This window comes from Stenotrophomonas sp. pho, assembly GCF_006228405.1.
Lineage (GTDB): Bacteria > Pseudomonadota > Gammaproteobacteria > Xanthomonadales > Xanthomonadaceae > Stenotrophomonas > Stenotrophomonas sepilia.
Genome location: NZ_CP029759.1, coordinates 1,281,491 through 1,304,162 on the forward strand (window position 1 = coordinate 1,281,491; position 22,672 = coordinate 1,304,162).

At 61.3% G+C, this 22,672-nt stretch carries 24 protein-coding genes; 22 read left to right on the plus strand and 2 right to left on the minus strand.

Translation table 11 applies throughout. The features are described from left to right. Positions 1-97 precede the first annotated feature (97 nt). Positions 98-2,092 carry an ATP-binding protein gene (locus DL544_RS06065; protein WP_139726870.1) on the plus strand — a complete coding sequence of 665 codons (1,995 nt, stop codon included), beginning with the start codon at positions 98-100 and terminating at the stop codon, positions 2,090-2,092. Here DL544_RS06065 and DL544_RS06070 read toward each other — a convergent pair. After that, entirely contained in the window at positions 2,089-4,017 is a 1,929-nt protein-coding gene (locus DL544_RS06070; protein WP_139726871.1) for a type 4 pilus major pilin, read from the minus strand. The two genes, DL544_RS06065 and DL544_RS06070, sit on opposite strands and share 4 nt — an antisense overlap. A 120-nt stretch (positions 4,018-4,137) precedes the next feature. Here DL544_RS06070 and DL544_RS06075 point away from each other — a divergent pair, with 120 nt between their 5' ends. The 11 genes from DL544_RS06075 to DL544_RS06120 all read left to right on the plus strand — a co-directional run bounded on the left by DL544_RS06075 (position 4,138) and on the right by DL544_RS06120 (position 10,109). Beyond that, positions 4,138-4,365, plus strand: coding sequence for a hypothetical protein (locus DL544_RS06075; protein ID WP_139726872.1), 228 nt, complete (start codon positions 4,138-4,140; stop codon positions 4,363-4,365). Next, positions 4,362-4,607 carry a hypothetical protein gene (locus tag DL544_RS06080; RefSeq protein ID WP_139726873.1) on the plus strand — a complete coding sequence of 82 codons (246 nt, stop codon included), beginning with the start codon at positions 4,362-4,364 and terminating at the stop codon, positions 4,605-4,607. The genes DL544_RS06075 and DL544_RS06080 overlap by 4 nt, the downstream gene beginning before the upstream one ends. Next, positions 4,604-5,074, plus strand: a complete 471-nt coding sequence (locus DL544_RS06085; protein WP_139726874.1) for a hypothetical protein — start codon at positions 4,604-4,606, stop codon at positions 5,072-5,074. The genes DL544_RS06080 and DL544_RS06085 overlap by 4 nt, the downstream gene beginning before the upstream one ends. Positions 5,075-5,271: 197 nt before the next feature. Further along, entirely contained in the window at positions 5,272-5,859 is a 588-nt protein-coding gene (locus DL544_RS06090) for a ParA family protein (protein ID WP_139726875.1), read from the plus strand. 11 nt (positions 5,860-5,870) lie between these two features. Beyond that, positions 5,871-6,425 carry a hypothetical protein gene (locus tag DL544_RS06095; RefSeq protein ID WP_139726876.1) on the plus strand — a complete coding sequence of 185 codons (555 nt, stop codon included), beginning with the start codon at positions 5,871-5,873 and terminating at the stop codon, positions 6,423-6,425. Positions 6,426-6,745: 320 nt separating this feature from the next. Next, a complete protein-coding gene (locus DL544_RS06100; RefSeq protein ID WP_139726877.1) occupies positions 6,746-6,970 on the plus strand; it encodes a hypothetical protein in 225 nt (74 codons plus the stop codon). Positions 6,971-7,308: 338 nt separating this feature from the next. Next, positions 7,309-7,527: a hypothetical protein gene (locus DL544_RS06105; protein WP_024957698.1), complete on the plus strand. Its 219-nt coding sequence runs from the start codon at positions 7,309-7,311 to the stop codon at positions 7,525-7,527. After that, positions 7,514-7,729: a hypothetical protein gene (locus tag DL544_RS06110; RefSeq protein WP_024957697.1), complete on the plus strand. Its 216-nt coding sequence runs from the start codon at positions 7,514-7,516 to the stop codon at positions 7,727-7,729. Before DL544_RS06105 ends, DL544_RS06110 begins: the two co-directional genes overlap by 14 nt. Positions 7,730-8,240: 511 nt before the next feature. Beyond that, positions 8,241-9,089: a toll/interleukin-1 receptor domain-containing protein gene (locus DL544_RS06115; RefSeq protein ID WP_139726878.1), complete on the plus strand. Its 849-nt coding sequence runs from the start codon at positions 8,241-8,243 to the stop codon at positions 9,087-9,089. Positions 9,090-9,412: 323 nt separating this feature from the next. Continuing rightward, entirely contained in the window at positions 9,413-9,535 is a 123-nt protein-coding gene (locus DL544_RS22340) for a (2Fe-2S)-binding protein (RefSeq protein ID WP_425524960.1), read from the plus strand. A 25-nt stretch (positions 9,536-9,560) separates the two neighbouring features. After that, a complete protein-coding gene (locus DL544_RS06120; RefSeq protein ID WP_425524961.1) occupies positions 9,561-10,109 on the plus strand; it encodes a hypothetical protein in 549 nt (182 codons plus the stop codon). Between the two features lie 21 nt (positions 10,110-10,130). Here the strand turns inward: DL544_RS06120 and DL544_RS06125 are convergent, their stop codons facing one another. Continuing rightward, positions 10,131-11,180: a hypothetical protein gene (locus DL544_RS06125; protein WP_139726880.1), complete on the minus strand. Its 1,050-nt coding sequence runs from the start codon at positions 11,178-11,180 to the stop codon at positions 10,131-10,133. 1,083 nt (positions 11,181-12,263) lie between these two features. On the opposite strand from DL544_RS06125, the gene DL544_RS06130 reads away from it, so the two are divergent. The 10 genes from DL544_RS06130 to DL544_RS06165 all read left to right on the plus strand — a co-directional run bounded on the left by DL544_RS06130 (position 12,264) and on the right by DL544_RS06165 (position 22,618). Then, positions 12,264-12,596 carry a hypothetical protein gene (locus DL544_RS06130; RefSeq protein ID WP_130519073.1) on the plus strand — a complete coding sequence of 111 codons (333 nt, stop codon included), beginning with the start codon at positions 12,264-12,266 and terminating at the stop codon, positions 12,594-12,596. Between the two features lie 34 nt (positions 12,597-12,630). Then, entirely contained in the window at positions 12,631-13,239 is a 609-nt protein-coding gene (locus DL544_RS06135) for a hypothetical protein (RefSeq protein ID WP_049419283.1), read from the plus strand. Positions 13,240-13,305: 66 nt separating this feature from the next. After that, positions 13,306-14,520 carry a hypothetical protein gene (locus DL544_RS22215; RefSeq protein ID WP_139726881.1) on the plus strand — a complete coding sequence of 405 codons (1,215 nt, stop codon included), beginning with the start codon at positions 13,306-13,308 and terminating at the stop codon, positions 14,518-14,520. Next, positions 14,517-15,029 (plus strand): hypothetical protein, encoded by a 513-nt coding sequence (locus DL544_RS06145; RefSeq protein ID WP_176556909.1) that lies wholly within the window; start codon positions 14,517-14,519, stop codon positions 15,027-15,029. Before DL544_RS22215 ends, DL544_RS06145 begins: the two co-directional genes overlap by 4 nt. A gap of 2 nt (positions 15,030-15,031) precedes the next feature. Next, positions 15,032-16,630 carry a hypothetical protein gene (locus tag DL544_RS21615; protein WP_255313068.1) on the plus strand — a complete coding sequence of 533 codons (1,599 nt, stop codon included), beginning with the start codon at positions 15,032-15,034 and terminating at the stop codon, positions 16,628-16,630. An 809-nt stretch (positions 16,631-17,439) separates the two neighbouring features. After that, complete coding sequence (locus DL544_RS21620) at positions 17,440-18,054, plus strand: TraM recognition domain-containing protein (RefSeq protein WP_255313123.1); 615 nt, start codon at positions 17,440-17,442, stop codon at positions 18,052-18,054. A gap of 85 nt (positions 18,055-18,139) precedes the next feature. After that, positions 18,140-18,670: a hypothetical protein gene (locus DL544_RS06155; protein ID WP_139726882.1), complete on the plus strand. Its 531-nt coding sequence runs from the start codon at positions 18,140-18,142 to the stop codon at positions 18,668-18,670. A 270-nt stretch (positions 18,671-18,940) separates the two neighbouring features. Next, positions 18,941-19,063 (plus strand): hypothetical protein, encoded by a 123-nt coding sequence (locus DL544_RS21625; protein ID WP_255313069.1) that lies wholly within the window; start codon positions 18,941-18,943, stop codon positions 19,061-19,063. A 194-nt stretch (positions 19,064-19,257) separates the two neighbouring features. Next, the gene (locus DL544_RS06160) at positions 19,258-20,730 is read left to right on the plus strand and encodes an ankyrin repeat domain-containing protein (protein ID WP_162792543.1); all 1,473 of its coding nucleotides are present in this window, start codon (positions 19,258-19,260) and stop codon (positions 20,728-20,730) included. 151 nt (positions 20,731-20,881) lie between these two features. Continuing rightward, on the plus strand, positions 20,882-22,618 hold the full coding sequence (locus tag DL544_RS06165) for a type IV secretion system DNA-binding domain-containing protein (RefSeq protein ID WP_235648848.1): 1,737 nt from the start codon (positions 20,882-20,884) through the stop codon (positions 22,616-22,618). Positions 22,619-22,672: the final 54 nt, after the last annotated feature.

Below are 22,672 nucleotides of genomic sequence, written 5' to 3' on the forward strand. Positions count from 1 at the left end.
CAGGTGAGATGGGTAGGGCTTAGCTTTTTTGCCAAAGTCGGCAGAAGGCGGCATAGTCTTGCAACCATTACCAATCAAGCATTTAGCGGACATCCCCATGGCTAAGAAGGGCAAAGCAGCCAACGAAGCTCTCTTTGAAGAAGACTACGTGCTGCGGTCACTCGGGCGGATTGGCTATGACCCAGATGTAGCGCTAACCGAGTTGGTGGCCAACACATGGGATGCGGGAGCGGCTAAGGTTGCCGTGATCATCCCGGAGGAAACAGGTGGCTTGCTGTCGGTGGAAGATGATGGCCATGGAATGACCGAGGATCAGTTTCGCAAGCGCTGGATGACCTTGGGATACAACCGGCATCGAAGCCAAGGGGCGAACGTCCAGTTTCCGTCGGGGCGTCGCGATTGGGTGCGCATGGCCTTCGGGCGCAACGGCATTGGTCGCCATGGCCTTCTGTGCTTCTCTGATCATTACACGGTCGAAACTTGGACGAACGGCGTTCTCTCAACCTTCGTGATCGGCACTCGAAATCAGCCGTCCCCGTTCTACATCCAGAGCCATGAAACAGGCACCCGTTCCGGCCATGGCACCCGGTTGTTGGTAGAGGTTGAACGCCACCGCCCGGATCCAGATCGGATCAGAACGGTCTTGTCGGGACGTTTCCTACACGACCCGCAGTTCATCGTTTCGGTGAACGGCCAGTCCGTCCCTCTGTCTGAGCATGAGGGCCTTCTAGAAGAGCGCAAGATTCAGGTTGAACCAGGCTTTGGCGTCACCGCGTATGTGGTGGACACAACGCGCACGGCCAAATCCACGCGTTACCAAGGCGTGGCATTCTGGGTGAGCAATCGGTTGGTGGGGCTGCCGAGTTGGACCGTTGGGCCAATGGCCGTTCTGGATGGGCGGGTGCGCTTTGCGAAGCGCTATGCCATCGTGATCGAGTGTGGGGCAGAGTGGCTGTCCGAAGTCGAACCAGACTGGTCGAAGTTCAAGAATACCGAGCGCACCGATCGCCTTTTCGAAGCGGCCAACGGGTATGCGCAGGAAATGGTCGAAAAGTTATCGGCCCACTTGATTGAAGAAAACTCAGAGGACGCACTCTACAAGAATCGAGAGGATCTGCGCACGCTGCCTAGGCGTTCCATGCTTGAAGTGGCGCAGTTCACGAAGGCGGTGGTGCATGACCAACCAGGCATACCGCCTGAAACGCTCAACAAGGTCGTCAAGGCAGTCATAAAGATTCAAAAGGCACGAAGCGGTTCAAGCTTCCTCGACAAACTGATGCAGCTGGGTGAGCACGACATCGACGGGCTCGACAGGTTGCTGGGGCAGTGGACGGTGGAGGATGCACTTACCGTTCTGGACGAGATCGACAGTCGGTTGTCCATCATTGCGGCCATGGAGAAGCTCAGCGGCGACCCGGAGGCTGACGAGCTGCACACCCTCCACCCGCTCGTGACGCAGGCGCGTTGGCTGTTTGGTCCTGAGTTCGATAGCTCGGAGTATGCGTCGAACAATACCCTGCGCACCGTCGCCACCAGCTTGTTCAAAGTCAGAAAGGGTGGACAGGCGTTTGCCAATGCAGCGAAACGCCCTGACATTGTCGTCCTATCCGATGCGACACTCTCTGTTGTTGGGACGGAGACTTTCGATACTGCCAGGGATCAGCTGGTGATGATGCGCGATGTCCTACTCATTGAGCTAAAGAAAGGGCGCTCTGAAATCGGTCGCAAAGAGATGAATCAAGCGGCTGAGTATGTCGATGAGCTTGTCTCCAGCGGAGGCATCGAAGGGGTTCCCTTCTTCCATGCCTTCGTGGTCGGTCATTCGGTCGCATCCAATATCTCGACCGTCACTAACCGGGAATACAACGGAGCCCAGCGTGGACGCGTCACGGCGACCACTTACAACCAGCTCGCATTGACGGCGAATCGGCGCCTTCATGGGCTCAAAGCAAGAATACCCTCCCGTTATGAGGAGGTCTCTGGTTACGAGCTTGTCCAGAAGGTCATGGGGACGCCCAGCCAAGCATCGTTCGTGCCCCAGCTGAGTAGTGCACTGTTCCGTGCGTGTCCGACGATTGCCTCTGGCCGCTAGCTCACAGGTCCCCTGCACGTCAGCGTCAGCGACTGGTAATCCACCCGCACGGGGTTGTAGAACTGGCGATACCAGTTGAAAGCGATGGTCTGGCCCACGTTGTGCTCGTTGCACGCCGGCAGGCCTTGCTGGGTGCCAAAACCGCCGTTGGGCGTGCATCCAGGCTGGCCCGTGCAGGTGGTGTAGGGCGTCGAAGCCACCACCGAGGACTCAGGCCACTCCCAGCGATAGGGGTTGTTGCTCTTGCCGACCAGATCGGACGCGCAGGCCTGGCGGCACACGGCCAAAGAGGTGCCGCCGCTGGTCCAGTTGTAGTCGCAGTAGTGCATGCCCATGTTGGAGACGCACTCAAAATCGTAGGAGTAGGCATAACGGATGTTCCCAGCGTCCGAAAGCGCGTTGCATTGCTCTTCATAGAAAGCCGACTCGCTCACGTTGGCGGGCCAGTTGCCGGGCATCGGTGCAGGCGTCTCGACCCGGTGGATGGGCACGTGGTTGATGGCCCAGTCGAGCTTTGCTTTCTCCGCTGCTGTCAGGCGCACCACGGCGTCGGGATACCAGTAAGAAATGCCACTCGAACCCGAGGGCGGCGGCACGTCCTGCCCATCGGCCGAGTGCCACGCCACAACCTGCAAGCTCCCATCGCTGCAGCGAGCGGCCGTGGGCTTGCACGTGTTGACCTCGTAGCGACGAGCCCCGGTATCCACCCAGTGGGACCAGCCGCCGTAAGTGGGCCCGGGCAGGGTCGTGGTGCCAAACGGGCAGTGGGTGAACACGTCCCGCGATCTGACCTGCTGCCGCTCCCAGGTATGCGTGCCGGTTTGGCCTGACGGGCAGGCTTGCGAAGTGGGCAGCCATTGATCCCGTTCCTCTTGGGCGGCTCCAGGGCAGGCCTGGCAATCCCTCGCCGTCACGGCCACCACGCTCTGGGATTGAACCCAGGCCTCGGGATGCTCCCATGCAGCGTCTGAGTTTGGATACACGTCGCCGGGAGCGCAGACCTGGCGCGTGCGCACCGTCTCTGTGCCCCACGTGCCCGCCGGACAGCTCGCCCGGGCCGCCGAGCTTTCCGATTGCCGGCACGGCACCAAGGCCGGCGGAGCCGGGGTGGGGACCGGCGTTGGGAGCGGCTGAGGCACCGGAACGCTGGGCGCAACAGGAAGCGGTGGAAGAGCCGGGAAAGGAGCAACTGCAGGGCTTGGCGACACGTTCCCAGGAACGCCCGGCACCGCATCGCTCACGCTGGGCGCACCAGTGACGGGCCCCGCCGGGGTCGGCGTTGAAGGGCCAGGGACGGCGGGCGTGGAGGGCAGGGGAAGCGTGGGTACCACGGCGACCGACGACCCAGCCACCATGCCCGAGTAATAGACGATCTCGACCACGGCCCCATCGACCCCGCACGCCAATCCTAAGCCGGGGACGTCCAGGCTCCCTCGGTTGCTCAGCAAAACACTGGTGTTGCCCACGATCACGTCCCGCACGTTCACGTCGTCCGCGATGGCGGAGACGAACGGCACGCAGGCCCGCGCAGGAAGCCCAGACAGCCCCACGGTGAAGGCATCCCCCGCCAAGCGCACCGTGGCCGGGGACACGGTCACTGCGCCGCCCCACGCGTTGCTCATGGTCGCTGCGCTGCCTTGGCGGAAGTCGGCGGGGGCAAGCCCATCTTCAAGCACGTTCAACGTGCTGACGCCGCGGAACGAGCCAATGACGCCATGGGACCGATCAACGCGGCTGGCCAGGTCCCGAACGTTCTCGACGTCCGACGCCACATTGACCCGAGTAGTAACGCGGGGGTAGACCCAGAACGCGGCGGCGCCCATGGCCGTGGCAACACCCAATGCGAGCAGCAACTCGACCAGGCCAAAGCCTGGAGCGGAAGAACGGCGGCGAGGGCGGGCATGCGGTGTCATGCACTTCAGCATGCGACACAACCGCGTTTTGACAAGCCCCGACGGCAGTTCTTGATTTTAGTCAAAAATCTTTCAAATCAATGGGTTGACATCGGTTGGCGATGTGGTTGGATCGTGTGTAGGAGCGGTTTAATGGGTAAACCGACCTATCCACAAAAAGAGAGTGAAGACATGAAGATTCATCCCGTCGAGCCTGCCAGCACCGACCTGGCGCATTTCCAACTCCACACCGCCGCGCGGTTCCTGGACCGCACCAATGGCCTGAACCAACTGGCCGACAAACACCGCAGGATCCAGCGCTTGGCCACCCGCGCCCGCCATGAGCGGCGTTGGAAGAAGGAAGAGGAGCGCTTCGTATGAGCATTTTGAACATGGCCCTGCTGTTTGTCGGTGTCCTGAGCACCGCGGTGTTCTACCGGGACCTGGTCGCCAACCCCATCTCCGCCGGGCGCGCCCTGGTGCGCTTCTATCAACTGCCGGCGGAGCATCGCCAAGGAAGCGTGCTGCAAGAGGTTTCCAAGGCATGGTGGAACATCGTGCTGGTGCCGTTCTACGTGCTGGTGGCCCTGGTGCTCATCGGGGTTCTGGGAGGTGGGCAATGAGTGCCGGGACCGAAAGCCTCATCAGGGCCATCCAAACCAACGACCCGCTGGCCTTCTATGGGTGGCTCCACACACTCAAGGGGACGCCCGACCTTGACGCTGGCGTGGCCGGTGATCCTGGCATCACCGCGTTGGCCGTCGCGAGCGTCATGTATTCCAAAGCCATCCAGTCGGACCGGATCCTTGCGGCGCGCTATGCCGCGATGGTCGAAGCGCTCATGGACGCCGGGGCCAACCCGCTGGTCCGGATTGGGGAGCGTTTCGTCGTGCGACGGGGGCACAAGGGGAAGCTGGAGCGGCGTCAGGTGTCAGACGGCCAAACGCTGGCGGAGGTCTGCGGGGGCGTTCTTTGCCCGGCCATGCAGGCATGGTTCGCACGCCATACCGCAAATTTGATGAACACCCACCTTCACCGCTACCACCCAGCGTTCATCAAGACTCAGCAACCGGTCGCTGAAGAGGTTTGAAGCGCGTGCCGGCGGCTACTCGCCGCCGAAAGGCGGGGTGGAGACAACGGCAGGGTGGGCCACGGCTTCCGCCGGGCCCCAGGGTCGCTGAACGTAAGACGTCTGCACCGCTGAAACCCCCTCACTGCATGGCTCTTGCGGGAATAGGTTTGCATCGTAGTGTGTTGCACGACCTACCCATAAAAGGAGCCCATCTCATGCGTCTCGTTGTCTGTTGCTTCAAAGGGGGTGTGGGGCGCACCACGCTCTCGCTCAACCTCGCCGCCGCGTTTGCCGGCCAATCCCGCGTGCTCGTCAACGACCGCGACCCGCAATGCGGTTCCGTGGCGTGGTCAGCGATGAGCGACGGGGAAACGCCGTTCACCGTGAGCCGTGCCTCATCCCCAGGCTTCGACCTGGAGATTCAAGACCTGCCGCCCAGCGCCCCAGTGAAAGACCAGCTGCCGGACGCGGACCTCTACATCGTCCCAACGCTGCTCGACGGGGGCAGTTACGTCGTCTACCTGCGGACCATCGACACGCTGCGACGTCAGGGCAAGCCCTTCCTGCCGGTCGCCAATCGGGTCAACCTCAAGCGGGCGGAGCACCGCCGCCGGCTGGAAGATCCCAGCCTGGCAGGCGCCATCGTCATTCCCGAACGCGCAGCACTGGCCAGCTATTACGAACTGGGGGAAACCGTGTTCTCCATGCGAGGAGCTGGGGTGGACAAGGCCCGAGAAGACATTTTGCGGGTAGGTCAGGCTATCCAAAAAAGGTTGGCCAACCCGGGCCGGGGGCAGGCATGATGGAGCTCCCAATGCTGCCCCTGCCGGACCTCATGGCTGCCAAGAAGACCCCCGCCAAGAACGCCGTTGCCAAAGCCCGCAAAGACCTGTCCAAAGCCGCGAAAGTGGTCCACGCCAAGCCGCAACGCACGTATGCGCCGCTCATTGATCTGGACCAGTTTTCCGAGGAGCAGCTGGCAGAGCTGATGGTGGCTGCAGGGGACGCGCCTGGGCGGAGAACCTATTTCGACTACTCGGAGGAGCGGCCCTACCTGCGGGACGGCCAGAGGGTTCATCTGGACGTGGGACGCGACTCCACCATGTTCGACTACCGCGACGAGAACGGGGCGCGTGTGGAGCGAACGATGGTCACCGTGCCGCCCAAGCTCCGGGAGCAGATTCAGGACGTCACCGGGGAAGAACAGCCGATTCTCACCACCGCGCTCATTGCGCTGGCTTCCTGGGCTTGCCAGGAGCTCAAAAAGAGCAAGCGTCGCCTCGTCGTGACCACGGCAACCGATGACCTGGATCCAATGCGGAGACAGGTTCGGAAAGCCATCGTGGGGCGGGCGAGGAAACAACGGTAGCCCTGGGTTGGTAGTGAACGACAGGCGGCCATGGGCCGCCTTTTTTATGGCTGGCGGCGGGTGGAAAGAGCAACGGCAAAAGCGGCTAGAGCAAAAGCGTTGTGGAGAAAAGGCGGGAGGGGCCTCGGCTTCCGCCGGGCCCGTGCTTGGCTGGAAGTGTGAGGTGTTTCAGGGTTTTGGTGTCTTTTGCGGTTGCCCGTCAGTTCTGCACTTTAGTCAAACAAATGTGTTGTTTTTGAGTTTACATTTTTATGCCCTGTCGTAACCTGGATTTGTAGGGAGGCAATACCGCTGACCTGAAAACCAAACAAGGATTCATCATGAAAACCCCTCGCCGCCAAACCCTCGAAAACCGCGCCGCCCGTTTGGGACTGCGACTCTCCGAAGCTGGGCTCCACGTCAAAATGGAAGCCGCCAACAACTGCGAAGCCATGCCGCGCTGGGAACTCTCGGACGGGAAACACCAATCCAGTCTCCGCGGGTATGCCACCCTGGCCGAGGTTTCCGAAGCGTTGGATCACGAGGAAATCGCTGCAGAGCTATGAGCAGGTCCTACGCCATCCCTCGGGTGGCAGTGAAAGACAGGCGGCCATGGGTCGCCTTTTTTATGGCTGGCGGCGGGTGGAAAGAGCAACGGCAAAAGCGGCTAGAGCAAAAGCGTTGTGGAGGAAAGGCGGGTGGGGCCTCGGCTTCCGCCGGGCCCGGTGCTTGGCTGGAAACGTGAGGCGTTTCAGGGTTTGTGTGTTTTCTGCGGTTGCCCGTCAGTTCTACACTTTAGTCAAATAAATGTGTTGTTTTTGAGTTTACATTTTCAGGGCCTGTCGTAACCTGGATTTACAGGAAAGCAATACCGCTGACCGAAAAGGCCAAAAAGGTAACCGCCATGCAAAAAAACACTTTCACCATCGAAGCTGACTACTCCACCAACAGCTGGAGCAGCAACTGGGAGCCCATCGACAACGCGGAATACTCGACACTCGCCGAAGCCGAAGCCGGCATGGAAGATCTGGAGCAGAAACTGGGCTGGCGCAACATGCGCATCGTGGATGAAACGCGTTTTGTTTGGGCCTACGGACAGGAGGGCGAGGATGAAGATGCCTAAGCTCTATGCCATCCAATCCAAGCAACCGGCCCCGCGCCGGTTGTCTGGACCGAAGAAAGAGCTGATCTACGTCGATGCATCCAACGTTCTGATTGAAAGCGATGCGCATGTCCTAGATATGCGAGAGCTTCTCAAGCTCCACAAAGAAGATTTAAAAAAGAGGAGCAATAGCGTTTTGCAGGAGATCGCTCGTGGTTCGTAACCCCTACGCCATCCGACCCAAGCAGCCGGCCCCGCGCCGGCTGCCCACGGTTCGCATTGCCCCGGCCAAGGCGGCCGCATTCCGGGCTCTCGCTCGCCAGCAGGGGCTCACGGCCAGCAGTGCATTGGCTGCCCTGGTGGCCGCCCATGCCGACATCCGCCAGCCGTTCGGGCCCCGAGCCCGTGCCCAGCATGGGCCGGATGGGAGGCGCTACGGCGCGATTCTGCCGGACCCAAAGGTGACCGAAGAGGTGGCCAAGCGCCTAGTGGATGATGCCCGGGTGGCCGGGATCTCGCTGGGCGAGGCGATGAGGCAGTTGGTGGACCGGTGCCTAGAACTGAGCAGCCTTGAGAGGGCGCCTGAGCACTCAGCGGGAAGCATCTGCACCAACCACTAACCTTCTAGCGGCTGGGACCGGCGCAGGTGCGCTCGGGGCGCCCAGCGTGTGCCGATCGTTTCCTAAGGCCGAGTTGCAGGCATACTCAATGTTTGGAAGTTGTTAGGATCTTGCATGTATAACTTGCTGATGGTCTACCAGGAGGGCACCTGGGATCAGGACGAGTTCGTTCTTGAGCTAGCCAGGTTCCTGGAATACACGGCACAGCCTCTTATTGATCGGTTCGGCGCCCTAGATCAACAAACTATCCAATATTTGAAAGGCATTCCTGCGCTCTTTGCTTATGAAGACCGTGGTCGCGAGGCCGGCCTTCCTGCCCGTGTTGGCAAGATTGACGATATACAAGTTCGATATGGTGGCGTGCGTATTACGTGGTCTTTCGATGCGAGTGTGAGCCCTATTCCCGCGTTGGCTCTTCGCGAGATGTTTGCCGCGCTTGATGTCGCCGCAGATAGAAGCTGGGAGCACACCCGGACACACTGGGCTGTTAAAGATGCTGATCTCTATGATGTCCTGCTTCGATACGGGCTGCTTGAGAACGATCAGACCCCACCCCCTAAGGTATTTGTTTCGTATTCGTGGGACTCCCCCGAGCACATCGAATGGGTGCGGAACTTGGTCAACGCCTTAAGGATGAACGGAATCGATGCGATATCTGATAGGACCCACTTGAGGTTCGGCCAGAATCTGCCTCACTTCATGGAGCAGTCGGCAGCATGCGATCGCGTGATTGTCGTTTGCACCGAGAACTACATGAATCGTGCGAACGGTAGGGTGGGTGGTGTCGGCTACGAACACCTTGTAACCGCAGCGGACCTCGCCAACGATCCATTGTCCATGAGGTTCATTCCAGTGATTCGCGATCCCAGGGATGCCGCGCACATGCCAACTAATCTTAGGGGCGTTTCTACGTCAACCTTTCGAATGGTCCGGATTTCAATGGTAACTTTCAGGAGCTTGTGAGAGACCTGCACAACGCGGTGCCACCTATACCGCCGATCGGAAGAAGGCCTTCTTTCTGAAAGCGGTGAGGTGGCGCTAAACACTTCCTACGGCCGTTACCTCATCGTGAGAGGCCGGCTCTGGCGAACCGCCAGCCCAGGCTTGGGGGAGTAGGAGAGGCGGCACCTGGTCAACACGTAGTAGGATGTGAGCACAAGCGCGCAAATCAGGTGCCGTCAGGGGAGGTTGGCAATGGCAAGGAACAAGCCCATCGATTTCCCCGTGCTCCTGGTCGAGTGCGACACAACTGGCGTGACGCGAGACGACCCGATCATTCACATCATGTGCGTGCTGGTCGAGAAGGGGCAGGACGGCAACGCGCATCCTGCTGCCGTGTATACCGGCTACCAGGAGGTGGCCAGACCTTCCTCGCAAGAGGCGTTCAAGGCACACGGCATCCCAGATGAGCGGCTGAAAGGGGAGAGCCTCGACGTGGAGCAGATCCGCGGTCTGATCGCCCAAGCCGACTCCATTGTTTCGAGGATCCCACGGTTCAACGCTAAGAAACTTCACGCGCTAGTGCCCGAGTGCTTGGAGAAGCGTTGGTTCCCCTATCCCCACAGGATTCAGAACTGGCGCTGGGAGCATTTCCCGGCCGTGGCTCGCATGGCGATCATGTGTGGTGAGGTGGAGAACGACGGCTATGGAACCATCCATCACCTGTCCGAGCTCCTTAAAATCGAAGCAAGCTCATACGAGGTGGTGTTTGACGAGGACGGGCCGCCGACGCTGACCGTCAAGTTCGGGAGGCGCAAGGTGCTGGAATGCTTCCCCGAGGCCTTGCTGAAGTGTGTAGAAGGGGATCGGTTCCGCTTCCATGGGAAGGAGGGCTACGACTTCATCACCGCCTACTGCGACTCGGGTGATGCCTACCGTGATCGCGCCTTCCGCTTGCAAACAACCCCCTCGAATCTGGCGCTGTCTGGGACGTGGGCCTACCTGCAGAAGATCAAGGGCAACGAATACCTCATTGGTGCATAGGCCAGCATTTCGCGCCGAGCGTTAGCCCGTGCTCTCGTTTACCAATCGCGCCCAGACAGTCTGTAGATATCTAACCTCATCGCTCCACGCCCGGTATTCGTCCAGCGGCATCGGGGCCTCCAGGCCGCGCTTTACCCGCTCCAGGTATTTGTTCTTCCGGGCCATAGCCTCGCGATACGCCAGCTCTGCTTCATCCAACCGGTCAGCACGTTTTGCGGCCTGCAGCTGGGCCAGCCGGCGAACGGAATCCGGGTTGGTGGACAGCACTTTGGGAGCATGAGGCAGCGACGGGCCGCCGGCCATCGGAACGCGCTTGTGGTTACTGACAGGGTCCATCACTCGGTGGCGCCAGCACTCTCTCCAGTCGTTTGCATCGAGCGGGCCGCCGCCTGGCACGTCCAGCTGCACGACGATCCCGTGGTCTTCAATCAGCGACCACACGGCCCTCAGGAACGCGTCTACCGGCACCCGCAGAAGCGTCACCTGGCCCTCTGCCAGCACCTCGGCCCCGTCCCTCATTCGTAACGCCAGCAGGGCTTCACCAACAGCGGACGGATCCCCAGCCCGGGTGCTCCAGCCCACCAAGCCCACGCGCTCTCCATCCACCTCACCCAACCAGGCATAGACGCGGAAGCGGGGCTTGGCGAAACGCGCGGCCAGGCAGGAGAGCACGCGCTCACGCTTCGAGTGACGCGATAGGGGGGTGAAGTGATTCTCCGCGTAGAGCAACGCCGAACGACGCCTATCCAGCAGCATGGCCACACGGCCAGGGGGCGCCGACGCTTTCCACTCTTTCCAGCTCACGATGTCTCGCAGGCCCTTGGAAGCTGCGCAAGGGCGGCAGGCAGGCACCCAGTTCTCCACGACACCGACGGGGCCTCCCAGTTGCGCGGGCACCAGCGACGTAGCCGTCCAGGACTTGGGAGAGGACAGGTCCAGTGGACCGGAGCAGAAGGCGCAGGCGTTACCGAACTCTGCCAGTCCTGCTTTGCGTTGCCACCCGTTGGCCTTGCCTTCCATCGGGGCATCGGCTCGGGCAATGGCATCCAAGAAGGGGGGCAGCTCAAGCATGGGACACCCCCAGCCGCTCAATCCACCCCCAGCACACGGATCGCGGAACGGGGGCAGTGGGTCGTTGCCGGAGCCTGAAAAAGATTTGACTAAAACGCTTTGCCGGGCCTGTCGAACCTCCCCAGCAACCGCCGATCCAAAACCCAGAACCTGCTTGCCTAATCCATTCCCAGCCCAACACTGGACCGCCAACCGCTGATCGAAGGCCGGGGGACAGCGAATGAGAGCAAGGTCAGCCCGCTTGACTAAAACGGATTGACTCAAGGCTTTCCAGGCACCCGAAAGGGATGCAAGAACCCAGCACTCCACCACCCGAACCCCCAAGCAGAGTTGACTAAAACGAATGGAGACAGGGCTTTCCGAACACCCCGGCAGCGTGACTGAACCCAACCACTCACGGGATCCCATGCTGGCCTCCGCTTGACTAAAGCGAACAGGGGCAGGGCGCGCGACTGGGGAAAACGACGGTCCCCGATTTCTGAGACAGGGCGGGCGGGGCGGGGTAGGAGCAGGGAGACGGGGTGGGTGGGGAGCGAGGCTACGGGGGCTGGCGCAAACTTTTCCGAGGGGCTGAGCGTGGCGGGGGTGAGGGGCATTGGGGTCTCCGGGTTGTGGCGAGTGAAGGGCTTTCTCATACAACTACCGGGGAAAAGCGGAAGCGCAAGATCGGTGGAGCGAAAACTGGGGGACGATTGCGAGGAACCGATTTGTCTCCCCATTCACTGATAAGGGATTTCATAACTTTATGGGGAGTAGGCCATACACAAGTCGCACTGAAGTGTTTTTCCGGCTTGGCTAGAAACGCTGCGCCTTTCCGCCCGCCCAGGCCTTGCTGCGCCTTGTTTTCAGTCTTGGCTAACAACTTGGCCAACCGTTCGGCTGAAAAATGGCCGGAACCCCAGAAAAAAAGAAGAAAAACGGCTTAGCCCACTTGCGCTTCTTAAATCCTTTGCTAATCCATGGGTGTGGATTTTCATTGCAGGGGGTTAAGTGGGTCGTCCGTCGCTTCTAACCAAATCTTTCAGCATCGCTCCCGATGAGTTGGAGAGCGCGCGGTATTGCGCGAAAGAACAAGGCGTTTCCTTGAACAAGTATTTGCGCCTGGCGGTCCTGGAGAAAAACCGGGGCGTGGTTCAGGGGCTTGAAGCGTCCGATGCGTTGGGCGACATCCGAGCCACGGTCCGCGAATCCGAAACGCGGAATGCCCTTGCCCTAGAAAGCGCGCTGGCGGACTTGCGAGCAGAGCAGAGCGCGGCGCTCCAGGCCAATGAAGAACTGGTGGTGAAAACCCTTCAAGCGTTTTCCCAGTTCCTGGCGCAGCAAGAACCCGACGCCGAAACCCTCTCCAAGCAACCGGCTGCCGAACCCAGTCGAGCTTCTGCTGCTACCTCGGCGTTCCTGCCTCCAAAACTCTAACCCTTTCCCCACTACCTCATAAGGAGGCATACCCATGAAGCGTTTCATCCTCACTCTCACCATCGCCGCGTTGCTGGCTCCGGGGCTTTCGTTTGCCCAGGACAGCACCCGGCCCGAACCCCAAAAGACCAACAAGCTGCGCCTGTTCAAGGCCGGCGGGATTGGCTGCGCTGCCGGTGCAGGCATCGCCCTGCTGACCGGCAAGAAAGACAAGGCCCTGACGGTGTGCGCTGCTGGGGCGATTGTCGGAGGCATTGCGTCCTATCAAGCCCAGCTCAAGGAGTTCCGCGAACTGGAAGCCGAAGCCAAGGCAGCTGGCCTGGATGCTCAGGTGCATACCAAGACCGTCGAAACCAAGGACGGCCAGGCCGAAGCCCTGGACAAGCTGGTCATCCGTTACCCGGCCGCTGACATGCAGCCGGTGAGTGCCAAGACCGGCGCCACGCTGGACAAGCTGGCCGCGTTGCTCAAGGCGAGCAAAGAAAAGCTGACGGTTGGCTTCAGTGGTGCCGATGCCGCCGTGTGCCAGGTGCCGGTCGTTGAGCTGGCAAAGCGCGGCGCGCTTCAGAACGCCACGGTCGATGACCAGTGCGGCCGGGGCGATTACGCCATCACGGTTTCGCCGATCCCCGACGTTCGCTAAGCCAACCGAGAGCTGGGGGGCGAAAGCCCCCTGGCTCAAATCTTTTTCAAGCGCCTGGGAGGAACCATGACACCCGAAGAACTCATCAAACAACGCAAGCAGCGCGAGCTGCTCGCCAAAGCAGCACAAGCCAAGACCACCGCGCCCACGGACGCGGAGAAGCTCGTCAGCGATGCGACAAAAGAAAACTTGAAAACCGCAGGCCGGCTGGCTGCAAGTTTTGGCAAAGCCTTGGCAGACAAAACCAAGCAAGCGGCCTCGGTCGCCGCTGAGAAGGGGCGAGAGGCGCAAGAAGCGTTGGCCCGTCGTGCGGAAGAGGCCAAGGCACGCAGGGAAGCCGAAGCCGCAGAGAACGCACGCCTGGAAGTCGAGCGCGCCCAGGCGTTGGCCGAGCAAGAAGCGACTGCCCAGCCCGAGCCGCGGGTGGTTGAGCCCGAGCCCGTTCAAACCGATTCCGCTCCCGAAGCGCCCGAGCCGGTTGTTGAGGAGGTGGTTCCCGAGCCGACACCAGAACCAGAAGCAGGCCCCGCGCCGGTCGCCGTGGAGCCGGTCAGTGTTCCTACGCCTGCAGTCAGTGAAGCCGTGGACGCAACGCCTGCCGCTCCAGCGCCTGTCGAGCTGGTGGTCCCGTCTGTTTCGAACCCCGAACCGAGCAAGCCGGCTCAAGCCCCGGCACCGGCCCCCAAGGCGACGTCGACCCGGGCCCCGGTGAAACCGGAAGCCCCCAAGGCCAATCCGGCCGGTGAGGCGTCGGCGAAGGCCAGCAACCAGAAGGGCTGGCAACTTCTGGCTGGTGCGGGCGTGGTCGTCCTGGTGCTGGGTGGGGCGTTGGCGTGGTGGACCACTCACCGCTCCAGCGAAACCGTTCCGCTCCAAGACAAACCGGCTGCAGCAGTGACTGCCCCGGCCCCGTCGCCGTGCCAGTTGCTCCGGTTGTATCCGCGCCACCCCAGGTTGAGGAGCCCAAGCCCGTGCCTGCCCCGGTGGAAGAGAAGGCCGCGGTCGCTGCCCCGGTTGTGGAAGCCCCGGTGCTGGCAGAGCCACCTAAGGCCCAGACCCCGGCAGGCGCCCCAGCGTCAAAGCCGGTGCCGGTTTCGAAACCGGCTGCAAAGCCCGTGGCGAAACCCAAGCCTAAGCCGGTCCCGAAAACTGTTGCTAAACCCGAGCCGAAAAACGATTGGCAGGACCAAGCCAACAGCGATATCGACGCTTGGGCAAAAAAGATCAAGTGAAGAGCTTGCGCTTATCGAAAGCCTTGCTAGAAAGAATGTGTATCCATGAAAGATGGAGGAAAAATGTTTGGGTGGTTGTTTACGCAGTATCGAAAGCCCGGAAAGCTCCACTTCGGATCGAAGTGGCTCAACCTGCATGGGCGCTTCTTCATTGGTAACCCAGAAAGCTTTGGGCTCTCCGATTGCAGGGAAAACGTTCTGACCTCGTATTACTACCTGCGGGCGGACCGGAAGATGCCGGTGGCAAACGATGAGGACTTTGATGCCTGGAGGATGGACGCCCTGCGCGCCAGCCAGGTTCGGCACGCCAGCGAAAAACATGTGTCCAAAGCCGGCTTTCTTGTCACCTCCGCCGCGTGCGTGGCCCTTTGCTTTGGGGCATTGGTCGTCAACAAAGTGAAAGGAACACGCCCTTCGCCGGCGGCGATCCAACTCGCGCCCTCGTTGTCGTTGAACGAGTGCAAAAAGAAATGGACGAGCGGCACCATCACGCCTCAGGAAATCGTGGCGTGTCAGGCGCTATCTCAAACCAACAACAACAACAACGGGAGGCACTGAGCATGTTGCTATCGCTGATGGATTGGACGGTCGGTATTGGCCGCAAGCTGTTCAAGAAGGACGATCAAGCGTCGAGCACGCTGGAGCAAATCATTCTGGACGGCAATGACCGCTACGAAAACTTGGTCGGGCGCTTTGACGTGAGCGACCGCGTGAAGAGCCGCGTGCTGGACGTTCCCCCAGAGGATGTAGATATGGCGGTCCAAGCGGGCGCGGTTTTCGACGAGAAAGAGATGGCACTGGTTGTGCCCGAAGAACTGGATCTGGATCGGTTCCATCCGTGGTGGCCGAAGGTTCCGGAGGATCTGCGCAACACCCAGGCCCGCATGATCATCACCAAGGAAGGACGTCGTGCCGAAGGCTTCGTGCTGGGGGACGACATGGCGCTGGGCGGCGACAGCACTGCAACCTCGCTGATGTATCTGGCCTTCCCGCTGATCGGTGCGGTTCAATACTTCTTGGGCTCGCTCATTGGCGCTTTTAGTTACGTGGTGCTGCTGGCCGCGATTCCTTACTTTGTTGCGTTGAAGCAAGCGGAAGGGATGAAGGAAGCCTTCAAGGGCCTGGCCCTGATGGTGCTGCCCGTGCTGATTGCAACCGCCTCGGCGGCGTTGTCGTCCGCGCTCCATGTGGACGCCGCCAGCATCGAGCAGGTCCAGCAAACAGCGGCTGACCCCATGAGCAAGTTAGCGGAGATGATGGCGGTCGCCGCGGGCTTTGCCAAAATGGCGGGCATCGTTCTTCTGATCTTGACCATTCCTGGCCTGCTGTTGTTCGCGGCCTTCCTGAGTGCGGCCTCGCATCCCCACCGGGGTGTGCTGGGCGGAACCGCCGAGCGCTTCATTCAGATGATGAAGTGGATGGTGGTGATCTTGGCCCTGGTGGGGATTGGCTCCCTTCTCCCGGACGGGATGGGCGTGGCCGTGGCGTTTGTGATCGCGGCCATGTATGCCTTGCAGTTCACGGAAGGCAACTTCGTTCAAACGGCCGCTCGCCTCTACCTGCAGAACATGGATAACAACCTGGCGACCCAGGGTGCCCTGTCCAAGTCCCACGTGAAGGCCCGCGAGCAGCAGGCTGCCGAAGCGTTGCGCGACAACACCCCGCTTTTGAAGGTGGGTCGAGCGTCTGGTCACCTGAACGACCGCGGCCATGGCTTTGCGCCGGACAAGGGCACGGTGATGATGCTGTCCTGGCGCGACCTGACCCAAGGCCTGATCGTCTACGGGCGTATCGGTTCCGGCAAGTCCTTCAGCGTGCTGCGGCCGTTGGCCCGTCGCTATCGCGAGTCCGCATTGGCCGTAGGACTGCGGAATGAACTGAAGGGGAGCGCCGCGGGCGAGACCGTTCTTGATGCGAAGCGCAGCGGGGGGGAGCACTCATCCTCGACGCGAAGGACGGCGCGATCATCTCCGATTTGGGCAAGGACGCGTTTGATATCGTCGTGCGCGCAGGCATGTCGGTGGCCCCCTACGAGGGCCTGGAGCCCGACCAAATCACCAAGGCCCTTCGCGGCGCGACCGGTGGCAAGGTCGATGAGAAGTCCAAGCTCTGGAGCGACGGCGGCGACGCGTTCCTCTTCCACACCGGCATCATCCTGAAGGCCGCATGCGAGCACGAGCAGGCCTACCGAGACTTCTGCATCGCCAAGCTGGAAGGGTTGGAGCACGCCCGGTTGATTATGCTGCTGGAGCGGGAGGAGTTGGAGAAGCGTGGCTTGGGGTTGGAAGACCTGGAAGCGGCGCTGGCTCGCGTGGAAGAGCAAATGGGCACTTACGCGATTGTGGCGGAGGCTTCCCGGAACTGGTTCTACACCCCATTCCACCATGCCAAGCTGTTGGCGATGGTTGAGCAGGTGGTGCCGACGCCGCGTGGCGGGGAGATTGCCAGCGCTCGCGTGCTGGAGTTGGTGAACTGGTTGGGGTTGGAGCGCCCGGATACGTCTAGCACTGACGAAGAGCGGGAGGCCTATGCCGCCTACTCCCGGGACTACCACAACCGCTTGGCCACCCGGTCCGAGACCGTCCATCCCGACTTGCTGCGTCCCATGTCCCAGCTGCAAAGCTCGCTGGAATGGGCATTGCTGGGCGTTCCTGCAATGCATAAAGAGCAGCGCCAGTCCTTCACGTTGAACTCGCGGGGGCTCATCGAAAAACTGCTTCGGGGTGAAAAGCTCCGGACGGCAGATGACATCCCGTGGCATTCCGTCGAACGTGGGGAAGTGGACGTCTCTCAGGCGCTTTACGGGAAGTTCGTGGGCTTGTTCCTGCCCCCCACCCAGTTCGGCGAAGCGGGCGACATGATGCAGCGGTTGCTCAAGCAGCGTGTCATGAACGGCATTCGGGCACGCGGGGCGCACGGCGACAAGTGGCGCGAAATGCTGCCGGGCCAAACCGACGTGCTGCTGATGATGGACGAGGCGCATTTGCTGCTGACTTCGGACGACGTGCTGCTCTTCAGCACCTCCCGAAGCCTGGGGTTGATGCCGGTGATCGCGGTGCAGGGCCACGACAGCCTTATCAACACCTACGGGTCGGAGAACGAAGCCGATTTGCTGGCCAACACCATGCAATCGGTCATCGCGCTCAACCACTCGTTTGTCACACGCAACTACTTGATGAAGCGGCTGGGCAAGGCTCAGTTGACCACCTTCAAGGAGCCGACGCGTGGCATCGATTTCTCGGGTGGCTTGACCAACTTCCGCCACAGCGTTCTCAACGATCCGAACCACCCCTACGCAGCGGCCTACGAGCAAATGCTGATGCAGGGCGCAGGCCGCTTGAGCGCGCTTCGCGTGGATCCGGCGACGGGGCGCAAATGGCGCGTCGGGGCTGAAGACACGGTGGGCCAAGAGGAGCTGGCACGGGACATCGACATGCCCACAGGGGGCAAGCGGGAGGTCCTGCCGCTCTTCCTGGAAGAGGAATACCCGGCCCTGACCGCTGCACGTGGCAATGCGATTGTCTCGCTCTGCCGGGCAGGCGTGAGCCGCACGGACTTGGCCGAGATGATGCCCAACGACTGAGCCCCAAAAGGGCAAGGCAACCCTTGCCCTTTTCCAAAATCGATCAATGCTGACCCAACCACCCATTTCCTTGAAGGAGGACTTTATGAGCAATACCCACCTCGATGCCTTGAACGACCTGCTGGGCGCTCGCGATAAACGGCGAGCCAAGCTGGCCGGAGAGCGTCCAAACGACCACCAACCGCAGAAGAAAGCAGCCTTCGACCAGTCTCTGGCGAAGGACCAGGCCGATATCCAGGAGAAGCAACAAGCCGTGTTGGACTGGGCCAAGCAAGCCAAGCCCGACGAGATCACCGACGCGCGTGAGCGGTTGCACGCACAGGTGCAGCAGCGCGCTGAAGACGCGCCCAAAGACAAGCACGCCCAAGTGGTGTTCAGCACCGTGGACGAATGGCGACAGAAGCGCCAGCAGAAGGACGGAGGGCAATCCTTGGAGGAAAACATCCCCATGCTGACTGCGGCCCAGCGGCAGCAAACCATGGGGCCTGGTAAGTTGGGCTACGCGCACTACGCCGCCAGCGCGAAGAAGGAAGCGGACTTCATGAAGCGCTATGAGGCGAACTTCGACTGGGACAAGCACGAGGCCCAAGTCCAGAAAAACATCTACCGTCAATGACGGTCCATTCCCCGTGTCGCATCCAGGGCCCTTCGGGGCCCTTTTTGTTGGGCACGTTCCCTTGTTTGTGAGTGGATCGATCTACCCATAAAAGCAAACGGAAAAAGCGGCTCAAAGCAAGAAGCGGGGTGGGGGTTGATCATCTGGGGAAGAGAGAAAAAAAGGTTTGACTAAACATCAAAAGTGTCGATCAATCGAGATTTTTAGGGTTGCCAGTTTTATGGGATGTGGTTGACTGTAATCAGTCAAACACAACCGGGGGAGGCCCTTATGTATATTTTTGCCGATGCTTACGAGTTCGCCGTGGACAACGTGGGGAACCTGCTGATCACCTTGCTTTCGTTTTCGGTGGTGAGCTACGTGGCCGCCAACGTGGCAGGGTTGCTGGCTTGATGGCCTGGTTGAGGGGGATTTGGAGCAGATGGATCTGCACACCGTTTCGCTTTTCCTACAAACCGGGGTTTTGGTTGGCGCGGCTTTCATCCTCAAGATCGCTTGCTGATTGCCAAAACCGAAAAAGACGGTATGCAAAGGGGATGGAACCCCAACACGACAACCCAGCAGGCAACCCAGGTGGGGGCGATTTCTTGAATCGTCCCCACGAGCCGTTGCTTCATCCCATCCTCCACCCCCTGACGCTGGCCCAGTTCTACGGGAAGCATCACGAGGCCGCCGCTGCCGCCGATGCGCGGGAAGTGTTGGACCTGGCCACGCGGTTCTGCCGAGAGGCCCAGGTTTTCGGGTTGGACACCCAGACCGACGCGGGTTTTGACTGGGTGCTGACCCCCAGCCGTTTCTCCAACCGCATTTCCCTGGAGCTGGGCAACCGAGCTGGAGGAACCAAGGTTCACGTCGAGCCCGGCATCACCCCCTCGCAACTGGACGTCACAATCCACGCGGGCGTGTTGGGCCACACCCGGCTTGCTCCGGCTTACCTCAACCTCCCCAGCGACGAGCGCGCCGGCCTGCTGGCCCAGCTCCAGCAATCCATCGCAGAAGTCCAAGCCAACCGAGCCGCCGCTGACCAGCTCCAGCTCCTGCGTGCCCAGCCCGAGTTGCCGCAGGAGGCCCCGGCGCTTCCCCAACTGGACATCGCCGGACTTCTCCAGCGCTACGAGGTCCCGGAAGAGCAGGCCAAGGCCACCGAGCAACACCTCATCCAAACCCTGGGCGGAACGCTCTCCACGATGCACGGAAGCGAGGTCATCGCCGCCGCGCACCAGCACTGCGAACACCCGGGGCTCTACGGCGCACCGTTTCAGACCTGGCTTTGCGAAAACAGCACCCTGGGCAACTTGGCCGCGGTCAATGCTTGCCTGGCGATGGGCGCCGATCCGAACTGCCCCAATGCCCGAGGATTGATGCCCATCCACCTGGCCGCGCGCCAGGGCGAGGGGGCCATCGTTCGTCGGTTGCTGGAGCATGGAGCCGACCCCGCGCTCACGGCACCCAATGGGCAGACGACGTTGAGCATGGCTGAAGGCCACCGGGTGGCCCAGACCTACGTCGCGCTGGGCATGCAGCGCTCGGTCCAAAACTACCCGGCAGGACTGATGGAGCGTTACGGAGCTACGCCTGAGCAAGCGGAAGCATTGGAACTGAAGCTCATCGACGCCCACGGACCCCAACTCGCCCGCTTCCATGTGGCGGAACTTCTGGCGTCCGCGCACGCGTTCCATCCCGAGCTGACGTTCAACGTCCCTTCGCAAACGTGGCTGGAAGAAGGCATTTCGTTGAACGCGCCCGAGGTGGTGGACGCAGCGCTGCACCTGGGGGCTGACCCTAACCAGCCCGACGCGATGGGCGACCGTCCGCTTCACCAAGCCGTGCGTTCCGAAAGTCACGTCATCGTCCGCCGGCTTCTGGAAGTCCAAGCTGATCCCTCGCAGGTGAATCACTTCGGCCAGGCCCCACTGCATCTCGCTGCGCAATGGAAGCAGGCCCGCGTTTGCCTGGAGCTCATGGCCGCAGGCGCGGACCCGGGGCAGTTGGATCGGGAGGGGCGCAAGCCGGGCGACGCTCACCGGGAGAAGGCACGTGAGCAAGTCCACGATTTATGACTGCTGGAGCTGGACGGTCCCGTCGAGCATCGAACCAAGTCGGGCCGTCCGCTATTGGCCCCGGGCCCTGCTGTCTGGGGCGTGTGTGGCTGGTCTGGTCTTCCCAGCAGCGCTTTGGTTGGGCTGGCAGGTGCCCAGCAGTCACACGCTCATGAACTTCAACCAGGCCCTCACTGGCAGCCTGGCAGCGCTGGGCAACCTTGCCACCGGCACGATCTCATTCCGAGAGCCTGCCGCCGCATTCTGGGAGGTGGCCAAGGAGCAGGCCACGTTTGGCACGTTGGCACGGGTCGGCGTCGCCGCTTGCTTGGCCGGGTGGGCGTCGGCTTGGGTGACGCGTCGGGGGTTAATCCCGCGCTCAAATACCTGGCATGTGTCCGGCGCTCAACTGCTACAGGGGAAAGAGGCCCTGACTGAAGCCCGGCGTCGTTCGCTCACGAAGAAAGAGCAGGAAGACGAGCTGCATGCCTTGTCGCTGCATCCCGACTGGATCGCAAGCAAGAAGCTGCTGGCCCGGCACATGTTCATCTACGGCAGCGTGGGCAGCGGTAAGAGCGTCATCCTCAAGCACCTGCTGGAGCAAACGGTCCGTCTCAAAAAGAAAAGTTTCATCTACGACATCAAAGGGGACTTTACGTCCATTTTTAAGCACCCGGTCATCGTCTGCCCCTTCGACAAACGCAGTTGGATCTGGGACGTGGGCCGTGACGTGGCGACGCAAACCCAGGCCGCCGCGTTGTCCCAAAGCATCATCCCCCCGGAGGAGGGCAGCGGCGCATTCTGGGCGTCTGCGGCGCAAGCCTTGCTGGAAGGGTGCGTGCGCGAACTCCAGGCCACGAAGGGCAAGAGCTGGGGGTGGGCAGAGTTGGCCGCGTTGGTTGCCCGCCCAGCCGGACCCATGTCCCAAGCGCTTTCAATCCACTATCCCCGCGCCGCCGCGCTCATCTCCAATCCCGACAGCAACACCACATCGAGCTGCATGGCCGTGCTCGCCAACGGCACCGCGGTCATCGAGCGCCTGGCCTTGGCGTGGCCGGAGCGCAAGCCGGACCGCATGTTCTCGATGCTCGACTGGATCAAAGATTCCTATGAGGGTCGGAAGCAGGTCATCGTTCAATCGGGCCCAGACGAGGTGCTAACCAAGGCCTACATCTCCGCCATGATCAACTGCGCGGTGCCGGAAATCATCGGCCCCTCGCTGCCAGATGACGAAGCCGGGCGATTCCTGGGGTTCTTCTTCGATGAGCTCACTTCCGCCGGCAAGCTCAACATCGAGCCGTTGCTGGCCCTGGGCAGGTCGAAAGGCGTGGTGGCCTGCATGGCCGTGCAGGACTGGAGCCAAGTCGAGAAGGTCTACGGTGACAAGACGGCTCAGGCGTTTTCTGGGTTGGTCGGCACACACATCGTGTGTCAGCTCCAGGTGGGCGAGACCCGGGAGAGAATCTCCCGGAACCTGGGCAAGCGCACCGTGGCTTGGCGCACGCATGACGACAAGGCGACCGTCCACGAGGAGTCGAAATCCGTTGTTCCGCCAGGGCGCCTCACGGACGATCTGGGCTTCCGCAAAGGGAAGGCTTACGGCAAAGAACGTTGGGGCATCCGGGCCATCGTGCAGACCACGGGCGATTTGTTGTTGCTGGACTGGCCGGGTGTGAGTTATCCGAAGGTTCGAGAGGGGCAGAAGCGGGCGAGGTGGACGAAGCAGGGCGCTCGCCCAGTGGAGCAAAAACCCATGCCACAGAGTGACGCGCAGAGCGCCGCAGAGGTCCAGCGCGTGTTGAAGATGACCGCCGACCAGGCCGCCGCGGAGCTGCAAAAACGCGGTGCCACGCCGCCGAAGCTCCGCGCCGTTTCAGACGACGAGCTGGAAGCCATCTTCCGCAAGTAGTGGGGTTGTGGAGTCGCAGGGTTTTGGTAGATCTGAAGGGATAGCCAGGACCTG